At 68.3% G+C, this 14,003-nt stretch carries 12 protein-coding genes; 7 read left to right on the top strand and 5 right to left on the bottom strand.

Annotation, left to right across the window (positions count from 1 at the left end; genetic code table 11):
• Positions 1 to 309: 309 nt before the first annotated feature.
• Positions 310 to 2,253, top strand: coding sequence for an asparagine synthase (glutamine-hydrolyzing) (asnB, locus tag ABZ942_RS14775; RefSeq protein ID WP_357382039.1), 1,944 nt, complete (start codon positions 310 to 312; stop codon positions 2,251 to 2,253).
• 235 nt (positions 2,254 to 2,488) lie between these two features.
• Here the strand turns inward: asnB and ABZ942_RS14780 are convergent, their stop codons facing one another.
• Both ABZ942_RS14780 and ABZ942_RS14785 read right to left on the bottom strand, forming a co-directional pair.
• On the bottom strand, positions 2,489 to 3,457 hold the full coding sequence (locus ABZ942_RS14780; RefSeq protein WP_357382041.1) for a carbohydrate kinase family protein: 969 nt from the start codon (positions 3,455 to 3,457) through the stop codon (positions 2,489 to 2,491).
• A gap of 304 nt (positions 3,458 to 3,761) precedes the next feature.
• Positions 3,762 to 4,118, bottom strand: coding sequence for an iron-sulfur cluster assembly accessory protein (locus ABZ942_RS14785; RefSeq protein WP_069165132.1), 357 nt, complete (start codon positions 4,116 to 4,118; stop codon positions 3,762 to 3,764).
• 258 nt (positions 4,119 to 4,376) lie between these two features.
• On the opposite strand from ABZ942_RS14785, the gene ABZ942_RS14790 reads away from it, so the two are divergent.
• Positions 4,377 to 4,985, top strand: coding sequence for a DUF3043 domain-containing protein (locus ABZ942_RS14790; RefSeq protein ID WP_357383169.1), 609 nt, complete (start codon positions 4,377 to 4,379; stop codon positions 4,983 to 4,985).
• A 202-nt stretch (positions 4,986 to 5,187) separates the two neighbouring features.
• Here ABZ942_RS14790 and ABZ942_RS14795 read toward each other — a convergent pair whose 3' ends face one another.
• Positions 5,188 to 5,346, bottom strand: a complete 159-nt coding sequence (locus ABZ942_RS14795) for a hypothetical protein (protein ID WP_357382044.1) — start codon at positions 5,344 to 5,346, stop codon at positions 5,188 to 5,190.
• Positions 5,347 to 5,431: 85 nt separating this feature from the next.
• On the opposite strand from ABZ942_RS14795, the gene ABZ942_RS14800 reads away from it, so the two are divergent.
• The 5 genes from ABZ942_RS14800 (at position 5,432) to ABZ942_RS14820 (ending at position 11,095) form a co-directional block, all read left to right on the top strand.
• Positions 5,432 to 6,403, top strand: a complete 972-nt coding sequence (locus ABZ942_RS14800; RefSeq protein ID WP_357382046.1) for a helix-turn-helix domain-containing protein — start codon at positions 5,432 to 5,434, stop codon at positions 6,401 to 6,403.
• Between the two features lie 334 nt (positions 6,404 to 6,737).
• Positions 6,738 to 7,292 (top strand): bifunctional adenosylcobinamide kinase/adenosylcobinamide-phosphate guanylyltransferase, encoded by a 555-nt coding sequence (gene cobU / locus ABZ942_RS14805; protein WP_357382048.1) that lies wholly within the window; start codon positions 6,738 to 6,740, stop codon positions 7,290 to 7,292.
• A 904-nt stretch (positions 7,293 to 8,196) separates the two neighbouring features.
• Complete coding sequence (cobT, locus tag ABZ942_RS14810; RefSeq protein WP_357382050.1) at positions 8,197 to 9,348, top strand: nicotinate-nucleotide--dimethylbenzimidazole phosphoribosyltransferase; 1,152 nt, start codon at positions 8,197 to 8,199, stop codon at positions 9,346 to 9,348.
• A 40-nt stretch (positions 9,349 to 9,388) separates the two neighbouring features.
• Positions 9,389 to 10,135, top strand: coding sequence for an adenosylcobinamide-GDP ribazoletransferase (locus tag ABZ942_RS14815; RefSeq protein WP_357382052.1), 747 nt, complete (start codon positions 9,389 to 9,391; stop codon positions 10,133 to 10,135).
• A 246-nt stretch (positions 10,136 to 10,381) separates the two neighbouring features.
• Positions 10,382 to 11,095 carry an MBL fold metallo-hydrolase gene (locus tag ABZ942_RS14820; RefSeq protein WP_357382054.1) on the top strand — a complete coding sequence of 238 codons (714 nt, stop codon included), beginning with the start codon at positions 10,382 to 10,384 and terminating at the stop codon, positions 11,093 to 11,095.
• A 67-nt stretch (positions 11,096 to 11,162) separates the two neighbouring features.
• On the opposite strand, the gene ABZ942_RS14825 is transcribed toward ABZ942_RS14820, so the two are convergent.
• Together ABZ942_RS14825 and gcvT are read right to left on the bottom strand one after the other, a co-directional pair.
• Positions 11,163 to 12,260 (bottom strand): branched-chain amino acid aminotransferase, encoded by a 1,098-nt coding sequence (locus tag ABZ942_RS14825; protein ID WP_357382056.1) that lies wholly within the window; start codon positions 12,258 to 12,260, stop codon positions 11,163 to 11,165.
• A gap of 579 nt (positions 12,261 to 12,839) precedes the next feature.
• Positions 12,840 to 13,940 (bottom strand): glycine cleavage system aminomethyltransferase GcvT, encoded by a 1,101-nt coding sequence (gene gcvT / locus ABZ942_RS14830; RefSeq protein ID WP_357382058.1) that lies wholly within the window; start codon positions 13,938 to 13,940, stop codon positions 12,840 to 12,842.
• Positions 13,941 to 14,003: the final 63 nt, after the last annotated feature.

The following is a 14,003-nucleotide window of genomic DNA, read 5'->3' on the forward strand; positions in this document are numbered from 1 at the left end:
CCTGAGTACTACGCAGCGTAGACCAAACGGGCGCCCGCATTGTCGTCGGGTCGCATTCGACACTCCGCGCGTCCCGCGCACCCGCGCATCCGTCCGCAAAAGCCCTGGACAGGGTGCGCAGTACGCGCGCGACGCGCGTGTGCGGCATACTCGGACACAACATTTCGGCCGCTGTGCTCACCGCGAGATCAGGCCCCGGCACCACCGGAACAACCGCTCGCGGCAGACGCTGCGCACCGCCCCCGCAAGACTTTCGGACACGCCGATTTCCGGCCGTGTCCCGACCGGAGAAACGAGGTTGCCGACGCCGTGTGTGGACTGCTCGGGTTTCTGACATCTGACGAGGCAGCGCCTGGCGTGGTGGAGCAGGTGTACGACGCGCTGCACTGCCTGCGGCACCGTGGTCCCGACGACCGTGGCACCTGGCACGACGATCACCTGATCTTCGGGTTCAACCGCCTCGCACTCATCGACCTGGAGCACTCGCATCAGCCGCTGCGCTGGGGTCCGCCGGAGAACCGGGAGCGCTACGCGCTGACCTTCAACGGCGAGATCTACAACTACCTCGAGCTGCGCAAGGAACTGGCCGAGGCGCACGGCGCCGAATTCGCCGACAACTCGATCTTCTTCACCGAGGGCGACGGCGAGGCCATCGTCGCCGCGTTCCACTACTGGGGTCCGGAAGCCGTGCACAAGCTGCGCGGCATGTTCGCGTTCGCGATCTGGGACACCGAGACCAACGAGCTGTTCCTGGCGCGGGATCCGTTCGGCATCAAGCCGCTGTTCCTGGCCACCGGTCCCGGCGGCACCGCGTTCGGCAGCGAGAAGAAGAGCTTGCTGGCGCTGCTGTCCCCGCTCGGGTTGAGCGATGATCTCGATCCGCGGGCGCTGGAGCACTACACGGTGCTGCAGTACGTGCCGGAGGCGGAGACGCTACACAAGGACATCAGGCGGCTGGAATCAGGCACCTACGCGACGGTCCGTCCGGGCGAGGCGCCGAAGACCACTCGCTACTTCCATCCGCAATTCAAGGTCCGTCCCTTCGCGCCCGGTTCGGCGCCCGCTCGCTACCGCGAGATCGCCGAGGCGATGGAGGACTCGGTCGCCAAGCACATGCGCGCGGACGTCACCGTCGGCTCGTTCCTGTCCGGCGGCATCGACTCCACCGCGGTAGCCGCGCTGGCCATGCGGCACAACCCGAAGCTGATCACCTTCACCAGCTGCTTCGAACGCGAGGGCTACTCCGAGGCCGACGTCGCCGCCGAGACCGCCGCGGCGATCGGCGCCAGGCACATCATCAAGACCGTCTCCCCCGCCGAGTTCGCCGCCGCGATCCCCGAAATCGTCTGGTACCTCGACGATCCCGTGGCCGACCCGGCGCTGGTGCCGCTGTACTTCGTGGCGAAGGAAGCGCGCAAGCACGTCAAGGTGGTGCTGTCCGGCGAGGGCGCCGACGAGTTGTTCGGTGGCTACACGATCTACCGGGAACCGTTGTCGCTCAAGCCCTTCGAGTACCTGCCCGGCGGGCTGCGCAAGCTGGCGGGCAAGCTCTCCGATCGCATTCCCGACGGCACCCGCGGCAAGAGCCTGCTGCATCGCGGCTCGCTCAGCCTGGAGGAGCGTTACTACGGCAACGCGCGCAGCTTCAGCGACGCCCAATTACGTTCCGTGCTACGCGAATTCCGGCCCGAGTGGACCCATCAGGACGTGACCGCGCCGATCTACGCGCAGTCGCGCGGCTGGGACCCGGTGGCGCGCATGCAGCACCTGGACCTGTTCACCTGGCTGCGCGGCGACATCCTGGTCAAGGCCGACAAGATCACCATGGCCAACTCGCTCGAATTGCGGGTGCCGTTCCTGGATTCCGAGGTGTTCAAGGTCGCCGAAGGGCTGCCGTTCGAGCAGAAGATCACCAAGGAAACCACGAAATACGCACTGCGCCAGGCCCTCGAGGGCATCGTGCCGGCGCACGTGCTGCACCGCGCCAAGCTCGGCTTCCCGGTCCCACTGCGGCACTGGCTGCGCGGCACCGAACTCTACGACTGGGCCCAGCAGCAGATTCTCGAATCGCAGACCGACCACCTGCTGAACAAGGCCGCGATCAGCGACATGCTCGTCGCCCACCGCGCGGGCACCTCGGACCACAGCCGCCGGTTGTGGACCCTGCTGGTCTTCATGGTGTGGCACGGCATTTTCGTCGAGGACCGCATCAAGCCGGAGATCCAGGAGCCGGTCTACCCCGTCTCGCTGTAAATCCGGACAAAGTGCCCCTCACCGAAAGGTGGAGGGGCACTTTGCGTCTGGCGACATCGGGCGGCGCGAGCTCCCCCATCGGCGGCGAACCACGCTCGCGCGACCGCGAACTGCTCGCGCGCAGACATTCTCACGCCGCGCACGAAATCGCTGGCGAACTCACGCGCGGCAGCACAACTTACGCGCCGCGGCACAACTCATGCGCGGCGGTAGCCGAATGCTCGGGTGGAGCGGATCAGAGCAGCGGCTTGATTTCCGCGGCGGCTTCGGCGCCGTAGGCACCGGCGAGGCGCTCGAGGGCAGTCTCCTTGTTGAGGGTCCACTCCTGGGTGCCCATGGTTTCCAGGACCAGGACGGCGATGAGCGAACCCAGCTGAGCCGAACGCTCCAGGCTGAGGCCCGCGGTGTGGCCGGTGAGGAAACCGGCGCGGAACGCGTCGCCGACGCCGGTGGGCTCGACCTTGGTGGTCTCCGGGACGACGCCGACGCTGAGTTCGGTGCCGTCGCGGTCGACGATGTGCACACCGTCGGCGCCGAGCGTGGTCACCCGGATGCCGACGCGCTGGGCAATCTCGGCCTCGCTGAGACCGGTCTTCTGCAGCAGCAGCGCCCACTCGTACTTGTTGGTGAAAAGGTATGCGGCGCCGTCGATCAGCTGCACGGCCTGCTCGCCGTCGAGGCGGGCCAGCTGCTGGGACGGGTCGGCGGCGAACGGGATACCGAGCTCGCGGCACTGAGCGGTGTGCACCAGCATCGCGTCGGGGTCGTTGGCGCCGACCAGCACCAGGTCCAGCGTGTGCGCCTTGGCGAGGTCACCGATGGCGATGTCGCGGGCCTCGCTCATCGCGCCCGGGTAGAACGAGGCGATCTGGGCCATGTCGTCGTCGGTGGTGCAGACGAAACGCGCGGTGTGCGCGCGCTCGGAGATCAGCACGCCGGAGCAGTCGACGCCGTGCGATTCCAGCCACTGGCGGTACTCGGCGAAATCGGCGCCCACGGCACCGACGAGCAGCGGCGTGCGATTCAAAAGGCCCATGGCGTAGGCGATATTGCCTGCGACGCCACCGCGGCGGATCTGCAGATCGTCGACGAGGAAGCTGAGCGACACGTGATCGAGCTGATCGGCCAGCAGTGCGTCACGGAACCGTCCGGGAAAACGCATGAGGTGGTCGGTGGCGATGGACGCGGAAACGGCGATGGACACGAGGCTGGCCCTTCAACGGTAGGCGGCAGGCGGTGCAGACCGGGAACGAAGTCCCAGCATTACCGTACCAATGTTGCCCGAGGGCTCGGCCCCCTCGATCGGGGGACACGGTCGGCGAGATGCCCGGCGGCGCGCGATCGTTGGGCCGCAGCGCCCCTCTCGTAGCACCCCGAACCGTCCGAATCCTTACGAAATCCGACGCTTCCACGCTGACCGAGAATGCGCAAACCCCACGTGCGAACTTCTCACGTGGGGCCGGGCTGTTACGCGGTGAACCCGCTTACGACGAGTCGGACGGGTTCGGTCAGTTGAACGAATCGCCGCAGGCGCAGGAGCCGGTGGCGTTCGGGTTGTCGATGGTGAAGCCCTGCTTTTCGATGGTGTCGACGAAGTCGATGGAGGCGCCCTGGATGTACGGGGCGCTCATCCGGTCGACGGCCAGCTTGACGCCGCTGAACTCGACAACGATGTCGCCGTCGAGCGAGCGATCGTCGAAGAAGAGCTGGTACCGCAGGCCCGCACACCCGCCGGGCTGCACGGCGATCCGCAGCGCCAGGTCGTCGCGACCCTCCTGGTCCAGCAGCGCCTTCGCCTTGCTGGCGGCAGCGTCGGTCAGCACGGCACCGTGAGTTTCGGTGGCGGTCTCGTTCTGCACAGTCATGAACTCTCCTCGAGGAACCTGTCGTCGACCCGTGAACAGCGCACGGGTCGTGTCGGTCAACACCACTCGGCGGGCTGCTATTCCCCATCTTGCCACCACCGCGCCCGCAGAAACACGCAACCTACGTGACCCGGCACACCTGCGCGAATCGGACCGCATTTCCCGCCGCGTATTCCATCGAATAGCCTGGTCGATGTGAAATTGTTCCGTCGCGGCGAGTCCAGCACCACCGACGCGGCCGCCGATCAGACGGCGGTCGTGGACGGCGGCTCGGCCGCGGGCACCACTCGCACGGCGGTCACCGCCACCGCGGGCAAGGGCCGTCCCACTCCGAAACGCCGTGACGCCCAAGGCAAGCGACGCGGTCCGATCGCGCCGGCACCGCTCACCGCGAAGGAGGCCCGCGCCCGGCGCAAGGCCACTCGCGGCAGCAAGGAGGAGCGCAAACAAGCCTCCGCCGAGCGCAAGGCGGCCGTCCAGGATCGGCGCACGCGCATGCTCGCCGGCGAGGACAAGTACCTGTTGCCGCGCGATCAGGGGCCGGTGCGTGCGTTCGTCCGCGACATCGTGGACGGCCGGCGCAACCTGGTCGGCCTGTTCATGCCGATGGCGCTCGTGCTGATCCTGTCGATGTTCGTGGCGCCCGCGCTGCAGACGATCGTCACGCTGGCGATGCTGGTGATGATGTTCTTCATGATCGCCGAGGGTTTCCTGCTCGGGCGGATCGTGAACGGGCGGGTCAGGGAGCGTTTCCCGGACACTGAGGACACCGGTTACAAGCTCGGGTGGTATGCGTTCGTGCGGGCGTCGCAGATCCGGAAGATGCGGGCGCCGAAGCCTCGGGTCAGTCCGGGCGAGGCGATCTAGTTCGTTTGTCGCGGGTCGAGGTGGGGCCGACCGGTCGACACCTGCGTTAACGGCCATTGACAGCCGCTCGACCAACTCAGCCTGTTGCCGGACCTGCGTTCGGCACGGTCGATACCTCGCTCGGCTCGGCATCTCCCGAACATGATTGCGGCCCGGCTCGTGGACACGAGCCGGGCCGCTGCCGGTTGCGGGGACATCGGGATCAGATGTTGGTGGTTCGGCCGTGCATCGCCGACAGGTCGGCCTGCAGACGCTGGACGTCGCGATCGATGATGTTGGACGAGCCCGCGGGGCCGGAGTAGTGCGCCACGAAGGCGGCGAAAGCGACGATGACTGCCATTGCGATCAGAAAAGTAATCATGGCAGTAATTTTGCGCCCGGTGAGTTACCGCCGAAAGTGGCTGGACTGCCACTGTTCGTAAAGATTCAGCCAGTACACTGGATGCATGCTGTCGAAGGTTGCCGTCGTCCTGTCCGACCACATGGCCATGTTCGAATTCGGCGTGGTCTGTGAGGTTTTCGGCCTCGACCGGACCGCCGACGGGCTGCCCGCGTTCGACTTCAAGGTGTGCAGTGCCACACCGGGCAAGCCACTGCACTCCAGGACGCCCGGCATCACGGTGACCCCGGAGTACGGCCTCGACGAGCTCGCCAAGGCGGATCTGGTCGCCATTCCGGCCGCCTCGTCGCAAAACGGGTTCGATCCGCGCATCATCGACGCCGTCCGCGACGCCTCGGCGGCGGGAGCGATCGTGCTGACCGTCTGCTCGGGCGCGTTCCTCGCCGGTGCGGCCGGCCTGCTCGACGGACGCAAATGCACCACCCACTGGAGCTATGTGGACGAGCTCGCCGCGATGTATCCCGAGGCGACCGTCGATCCCGACGTGCTCTTCGTCGACGCGGGCAACCTGATCACCAGCGCGGGCACCGCCGCGGGCATCGACGCCTGCCTGCACCTGGTGCGCCGCGAACTCGGCAGCGCGGTGGCCAACGCGATCGCGCGTCGCATGGTCGTGCCGCCCCAGCGCGACGGCGGGCAGCGTCAGTTCATCGAGCGGCCGGTCGCCACCTGCACCTCCGACAGCCTCATCCCGACTCTGGAGTGGATGAACGACAACCTCGACCTCCCGCACACCATCGAAGACCTGGCCGCGCGCTCGACCATGTCCACTCGCACCTTCGCCCGCCGCTTCGCCGCCGAAACCGGAACCACCCCGGTGAAATGGCTGACCAACCAGCGCGTGCTGCTCACCAAGCAGCTGCTCGAGGAAACCGACCTCGGCCTCGAACAGATCGCCGCCCGCGCGGGGTTCGGCTCCGGAGCGCTGCTGCGGCACCACTTCCAACGCCTCGTCGGCATCGCGCCCACGGAATACCGCCGCCGCTTCGGCGCGGAAATGGTCGAAACCCCCGCCTGACCGCACCCGCTGGCGGGATCCGCACTCCGGGAAGGGGTGCGGCTGTTGTCGTCCAGACATCGTTCAAGATCATGGGGAACTGGTGTAGTTGCGCTCTCGGGCGTTGCCTACATCAGTTCCCCATGATCTTGAACGGCGTTGGTGATCACCCGGATTCGGAGTGCGGCGGCCTGGCGGCGCCGGTGGGCTTCTGCGAAGGTCCTGCGCGTAAGACCGCCGCAATCGTGTGCTGTCTCGCGACGCCGAGGCGCGCCGAACCCGGGACGCGGCAGCCTGGTGACACTCCCGCCAGCGCCGACGCGGGAACGTCGAGGGTGGTTGATACCGTGCTGACGTGTCGCACAGTGTCTCGTCGGTCGAGCCGCGCCGGACCCTTGTCCTCGGCGGCGCTCGGTCCGGTAAATCGGGCTATGCCGAAGAGTTGGCCGCGGAGGCGCACGGGCCGGTCCGCTATCTCGCGACTTCGATTCCCGACCCCGCCGACCTCGACTTCGCCGAACGCATCGCCACGCATCGCGAACGCAGACCCGCCGACTGGACTGTGCTCGAAAGTGCCGATCCAGCAGCCGTTCTCGGCGCTCCGGGACCGGAGGGCGCCACGCTGATCGATGACATCGGCACCTGGCTCACCGCGCGCATCGACGCCCACGACGCTTGGGAATCCCCGCGCGGCACCGTCGCTCCCGACGCCGACGCCTTGGTCGCCGCCGTCGCCGCCTACCCGCACCGCCTGATCATCGTGAGCCCCGAGGTCGGCATGGGCATCATCCCCGCCACCCGCTCCGGCCGCCTCTTCCGCGACGAGATCGGCACCCTGAACCAACGCCTCGCTCGAGCCTGCGACGAAGCATTCCTCGTCGTAGCCGGACTCCCCCTGCGCCTCAAGTGAATCGGCACGGACAACTACTCGCTGTACCAGTCCCCCCGAGACCAAGTAGTCATTACTTCGCGCAGCAGCTCGGCCCTCCACACAGGAACAGAACAGTTGTCGACCCGTCGACCCGTCGACCCGTCGACCCGTCGGGCTGTCGGGCATTGTCGGGCAGCCGTTCGGGCGGGCAGCGGGCGGACTGTCGGTCGGGCGCTCTGGCTCTGGCCGGTCGTCGGTCGACCCGTCGGTCGACCCGTCGGTCGGGCTGTCGGGCGGTGCGCACGGGCTGCCGGGCGCTCGCTCGGTCGGGTGGACGGGCACGGGCGACCTCCATCAGGCGGGCCGCCGTTCCAGCGGGCTGCGCTCGGGCTCTGTTGGTCGGGCTGTCGACCCATCGGTCGGGCTGTCTGGCTGCCGGGCGCTCGCACGGGCGCACGGGCGGGCGACCTCCATCAGGCGGGCCGCCGTCGGGCTGTCGGGCTGTCAGTCGGCGCTCGGGCTGCCGGGCGGACAGACGGCTGCCGGGCGGTCAGCCGGTCGGACAAGCAGCCGGTCGTCGTGCAGCCGGTCGTCGAGCAGCCGGTCGGTCGAATTGTCGTCGGACTGTCGGGCCGCCGTTCGGGCGGGCTGCGGTCGGGCTCTGTCGGTCGGGCGGTCGACCCATTCGCCGGGCTGCCGGGCTGCCGGGCGGTGCTCGGGCGCTCGGACGGACGGTCAGGCGCTCGGGCGGACGAGCGGGCGGATCGACCCATCGGGCTGTCAGGCGACGTGCCCGGTGACTGGAGGCATCAGGGTGGTGCTCAAAACCCGCGCTGCGCTTCAGACAGTCCACAGCGTATGTGGGCGATGACACCGGCGAGTTGGAGCGGGTGATGTGCGGGGTGATGGTTGTGGCGGGCAAGATTGAGCGGCGTATGAGGGTATGGACCGTCCTGACCGGAAAGGCTCGATAGTGACACACGGATTTGGACCGGTGACGCCACCTGACGCACAGGTTCGGGCGGCGGCCGAGCAGCGGCAGGCACAGTTGACCAAACCCGGTGGGTCGCTCGGGCGGTTGGAGGAGCTCGGCAACTGGGTGGCGGCCTGCCAGGGGGTGTGCCCGCCGAAGCAGTTCGAGCGGGCCAGGGTGGTGGTGTTCGCCGGGGATCATGGCGTTGCGCGACACGGGGTTTCGGCGTACCCGAGCGAGGTCACCGCGCAGATGGTGGCGAACTTCCTCGGTGGCGGTGCGGCGGTGAACGCGCTCGCCGTGGTCGCGGGCGCCACCGTCCGGGTCGCGGATATTTCCGTCGACGGCGAGACCGATTCGCTCGTCGCCAAGCACAAGGTGCGCCGCTCCAGCGGGTCGATCGACCGCGAGGACGCGCTCACCGCCGAGGAGGTCGCGGCCGCCCTCGCCGCGGGTAAGGCGATCGCCGACGAGGAGATCGACGCGGGCGCCGACGTGCTCATCGCGGGCGACATGGGCATCGGCAACACCACCCCCGCCACGGCCCTCATCGCGACGCTCACCGACACCGAACCCGTTGCCGCCGTTGGCCGCGGCACCGGCGTCGACGACGCGGGCTGGGCACGCAAGGTCGCCGCGATCCGCGACACCATGCGCCGGGCTCGTCCGATCGTCAAGGACCCGGTCGAATTGTTGCGCGTCGCCGCGGGCGCCGATTTCGCCGCAATGGCCGCGTTCCTCGCCCAGGCCGCTGCACGCCGGACGCCGGTCATTCTCGACGGTGTGGTCGTCACGGCCGCCGCGCTGGTCGCCGAGGACCTGGCTGCGGGCGCCTCCGCCTGGTGGCTGGCGGGCCATCGCTCCACCGAACCCGCCCACAACCTGGCCCTGCAGCGCTTGCGCCTGGAGCCATTGCTCGATCTGAACATGCGCCTCGGTGAAGCGTCCGGCGCCCTCACCGCCCTGCCGATCCTGCGCGCCGCGGTCGCCACCCTCGCGGAGATGTCCACCTTCGCCGAAGCGGGCGTGAGCACCGCCGAAAACACGGAACTCACTGTCCCCGCGGACAACCCGGAACCCACCGCGGACACTCCCCCGGCCACGCCGGACTTGCGGAAATGAGCGACCGGCCGCTGGTCGAAAAACCCGCCACACGCCCCATATGAATGGGCTGCGGCTGGCGGTGTCCTGGCTGACCGTCCTTCCGGTGCGTGGGCCGGAGAGTGTTGACCGGACGGCGGCCAGGCGGGCAATTGCGTTGGCGCCGTTGGTCGGTGGGCTGCTCGGTGCGGGGGCGGCCGGGCTGCTGTGGGTGCTGGTCTGGGCGGGGGTGAGTTCGATGCTCGCCGGGCTGCTGGTGGTCGGGGCGTTGGCGTTGATCACGCGGGGTATGCATCTGGACGGGCTCGCCGACACGATGGACGGACTCGGCAGTTACGGTCCGCCCGAGCGTGCCAGACAGATCATGAAGAGTGGCGGCGCGGGCCCCTTCGGTGTCGCCGCCATCGTGTTCGCCATTGGCGTCCAAGCACTTTCGTTCGCCGCTTTGGCCGAGGCGGACCGCTGGTTCGCCGTCGCCCTCGCGATCACCGTCGGCCGCGTCGCGGTAGTTCTCGCCTGCCGCACCGGAATCGGCGCCGCACCGGACGCCAACTTCGGCGCCCTCGTCGCAGGCACCCAGCGCCCACTCACTGCCGCGGCCTGGTCCGTCGCCGCCTTCGCCGCCGCCATCTTCGCCACCGCCAACCACTGGCAAGGCCCCCTCGCCATCCTCATAGCCCTGGCCGCATCGATCATCCTGATCCGCCACTGCGTCCGCCGATTCGACGGCCTCTCCGGCGACACCCTCGGCGCCGCCATAGAACTCACCGTCTCCCTCACGGCCGCCACCCTGTCCTGCTACCGCTAAGAGCACCTTGCCGGCCTACGCCGAGCACACCCCTGCCGCGATGAGGTTCGATCGGACCGCGAATCTGGGGCTTTGATCAACGCCCCCAACGACGGAGACAGCCCGGGCAACACATCCACCCGTTGATCTTGATCAGGCCCCGAGTGGGCAGATGTCCAGGTTCACGGGAAGGTACGGGTTCGGCGCAGCAAACTATTTGCGGCGGCGGCGCGCGGATCGTCTGGGTCGGGCAATAAGGTGTGCGGTATGTCTTCTGAGCGCCTGTATTTTCGCCAGCTGTTGTCGGGGAGGGATTACGCCGTCGGCGATCCGATTGCGACGCAGATGCGGAATTTCGCGTATCTGATCGGCGATCAGGAAACCGGCGAGTGCTTGGTGGTCGATCCGGCGTACGCGGCAGGCGATCTGGTCGATATCGCCGAGGGCGACGGACTACGGCTGACCGGGGTGCTCGCGACCCATCACCATCCGGACCATGTGGGCGGAACGATGCTCGGGTTCACCCTGGGCGGGGTGCGGGAATTGCTCGAAAAGATAAGCGTCCCAGTGCATATCAACGCGCAGGAGCTCTCCTGGGTGGCCAACGTCACCGGCATCGCGCCGAGCGAACTCACCGGCCACGAACACGGCGACAAGGTCAGCGTCGGCGCCTTCGACATCGAATTGCTGCACACCCCGGGGCACACGCCCGGCAGCCAATGCTTCCTGTTCGACGACCGCCTCATCGCAGGCGACACCCTGTTCGTCGACGGCTGTGGCCGCACCGACTTCCCCGGCGGCGACTCCGACGAAATGTTCCGCAGCCTGCGCTATTTAGCCGAATTGTCCGGCGATCCGGTCGTCTACCCCGGCCACTGGTATTCGGAGGAGCCCTACGCCCCGCTCTCCACTGTCCGGGACAAAAACTACGTGCTGCGCCCGAAAACCCTCGACGAGTGGCACGTTTTCATGCCCAGCTGAGATCGAGTGGCACACCACGGCGGCACATCGCGAGAGACCCCGCCATGGTGTGCTGCCACTCGATTGATCACATGCCGCGCATCCACCCGTGGATGTCGGCGAAGGTGCCGCGCTGGATGCCGGTGAGGGTGTCGCGCAGTGCCATGGTGACCTCGCCGGGCTCGCCGCCGCCGATGGTGAACTCGCCCTCGGCGGAGCGGACCCAGCCGACGGGGGTGATCACCGCGGCGGTACCGCACGCGAAAACCTCGGTGATTTCACCTGATTCGGCACCCTTGCGCCATTCCTCGACCGACACCTTGCGCTCTTCGACCGGGTATCCGGAGTCGGCGGCGAGGGTGAGCAGCGAGTCGCGGGTGATGCCGGGCAGCAGCGAACCGGACAGCTCCGGGGTGACCAGACGCGCCTCCGAGCCGGAGCCGAAGACGAAGAACAGGTTGTTGGTGCCCATCTCCTCGACGTAGCGGCGCTCGCACGCGTCCAACCAGACCACCTGATCGCAGCCCTTTTCGGTCGCCTCCGCCTGCGCGAGCAGCGACGCGGCGTAATTGCCCGCGACCTTGGCCTCGCCGGTGCCGCCGGGCGCGGCGCGCACGTACTCGGTCGACAACCACACCCGCACCGGCTTCACGCCGCGCGGGAAGTAGGCACCGGCCGGGGAAGCCATCAGCAGGTACTTGTAGCCGGCGGCGGGCTTCACGCCGAGCCCGGCCTCGGTGGCGAACATGAAGGGGCGCAGGTACAGCGAGTCCTCACCGCCCGCGGCGGGCACCCACTCGCGATCCACCTCGAGCAGCTGGCGCACGGATTCGATGAACAGTTCCTCCGGCAGTTCGGCCATCGCCATCCGGCGGGCGGACCTGCGGAACCGGGCGGCGTTCGCGTCGATGCGGAAACACGCGACGCTGCCGTCGCTGTGCCGGTACGCCTTCAGTCCCTCGAAGATGGCCTGCCCATAGTGGAAGACCATGGTCGCGGGGTCGAGGGCCAGCGGGCCGTACGGTTCGACGCGCGCGTTGGTCCACTCGCCGTCGGTGTAGTCGATCGAAACCATGTGATCGGTGAAGAACCGCCCGAACCCGGGCGCCGCCAGTACCTCTTGTACCCGCTGCGCCGGGGCGGGCGCGGGATGCGGGACACGGGCAAACTGTGCAGCAACGGTCATGCCGTCGATCCTAACCAAGCCACTTTCCAGCTTTGCGGCCGATCGGCCCGCACACCGCAGAACTTTCCGTCACCCCAACCCCTCGCGCACCAATGTGCACCCCGCGCCCCAATTCGCCCCAGGAAATCGCACCGGGTGGTATGCACTCTGCGCACTCAGCAACGCGCCACGCCGCGACTGCCACCCGACACGCCGTATCGCGCCACGCCGCATTGCTGGCGACTGCCAATCGACCGCTCGCGCGCAATCTGGGTACCGCGCGCAGAAAACCGGCGCGAAGGAGTGCGCGTATCGCTTATCGCGCAACACCACCTGCCGCCCGACACCTCGTCTCGTGCGATAGGGCCACCAATCCGGCTCGCCGCGCACGTTCTGCGATCCCGCGCACTGACTCGCCGCGCGACAGACTGTGTCTTGTGCAAGGACGTGCGCGCTGACAGAAGCTGCTGTAGTGCCGGCGCGGTTCGCACGGCGGAGGCCCCCTGCGATACCGCTAGCGCGGTGGTCGCAGAGGGCCTCGATCAGTGCCGACGAGGCACACGCCGCGCGATGAGTCGTCTCGTGCGGGCGGCGGTGTATCTACTTCGTGTTCGTCTCCACGAACGGCGGGCGGATGACCTCGCAGCGGAGGCGGCGGCCTCGGACGTCTACCTCGACCTCGGTGCCGGGCTCGATGCCCGCTTCGGTGTCGAGGAGGGCGAGGGCGATGCCGATCTTGAGGGTGGGCGAGAAGGTGCCGGAGGTGGTTTCGCCGATCGGCTCGCCGTCACGCAGGACGTTCTGGCCCTGACGCAGGACGCCGCGGTCGAGTGCCTTGAGGCCCAACAGGATTCGGCGCGGGCCGGCCGACTTCTCCTGCTCCAGTGCGGCTTTGCCCCAGAACTCCGGCTTCTTCCAGCCGACGGCCCAGCCGGTACGGGCCTGGACCGGAGAGATCTCCAGGGACAGTTCGTGGCCGTGCAGCGGGTAGCCCATCTCGGTGCGCAGAGTGTCGCGGGCGCCGAGGCCGGCGGCCTGACCGTCGGCGGCACGCACCTGCGCGACGAGGGCGCGGAACAGCGGCTCGGCGTCGGCCCAGCGGGGCAGCAGTTCGTAGCCGTGCTCACCGGTGTAGCCGGTGCGGCAGACGCGCACCGGGCGGCCGTCCCATTCGGCGTCGGCGTAGGCCATGTATTCCATCTCGGTCGGCAGGCCGAGCGCGGCGAGCACCTCGGTCGAGCGGGGGCCCTGCACGGCGAATACGCCGTACTCCCGGTGTTCGTCGGTCACCGTGATGCCCTCGGGCGCCACCTTCTGCAGCTCCGCGACCACCGACGCGGTGTTGGCGGCATTGGGCACCAGGAAGATCTCGTCATCGCTCACGTAGTAGGCGATCAGGTCATCGATCACGCCACCGTCGGGCGCGCAGCACAGCGTGTACTGCGCCTTGCCCGGCCGGATCCGGCCGAGGTCGTTGGTGAGCGCCGAATTCACGAAGGCCGCCGCGCCCGCACCACGCACCGTCGCCTTGCCGAGATGGCTCACATCGAACAGGCCGACCGTGGTGCGGACCGACTGATGTTCGGCCACCGTCCCCTCGTACGAGACGGGCATTTCCCACCCGCCGAACGGCGCGAAAGTCGCCCCCAGCTCGACGTGTACACCATGGATAGGGCCTTGCAGCAGGTTCGAGTCGGTCACCCGGCGAGCTTATCCGCCGACTCCCGACTCCGGGCCCGCTCCCTCCAGCCCACCGTCTGACCC

Origin of the sequence: Nocardia sp. NPDC046473 (assembly GCF_040645995.1) — a bacterium.
In the GTDB taxonomy this organism is placed as follows: Bacteria; Actinomycetota; Actinomycetes; order Mycobacteriales; family Mycobacteriaceae; genus Nocardia.

Bases quoted from the DNA above. Each gene is read 5' to 3' on its own strand.
- ABZ942_RS14815 (WP_357382052.1), top strand. From the start codon at position 9,389: ATGAATGGGCTGCGGCTGGCGGTGTCCTGGCTGACCGTCCTTCCGGTG.
- ABZ942_RS14825 (WP_357382056.1), bottom strand. From the start codon at position 12,260: ATGACCGTTGCTGCACAGTTTGCCCGTGTCCCGCATCCCGCGCCCGCC.
- cobT (WP_357382050.1), top strand. From the start codon at position 8,197: ATGGACCGTCCTGACCGGAAAGGCTCGATAGTGACACACGGATTTGGA.
- ABZ942_RS14795 (WP_357382044.1), bottom strand. From the start codon at position 5,346: ATGATTACTTTTCTGATCGCAATGGCAGTCATCGTCGCTTTCGCCGCC.
- ABZ942_RS14785 (WP_069165132.1), bottom strand. From the start codon at position 4,118: ATGACTGTGCAGAACGAGACCGCCACCGAAACTCACGGTGCCGTGCTG.
- ABZ942_RS14800 (WP_357382046.1), top strand. From the start codon at position 5,432: ATGCTGTCGAAGGTTGCCGTCGTCCTGTCCGACCACATGGCCATGTTC.
- ABZ942_RS14820 (WP_357382054.1), top strand. From the start codon at position 10,382: ATGTCTTCTGAGCGCCTGTATTTTCGCCAGCTGTTGTCGGGGAGGGAT.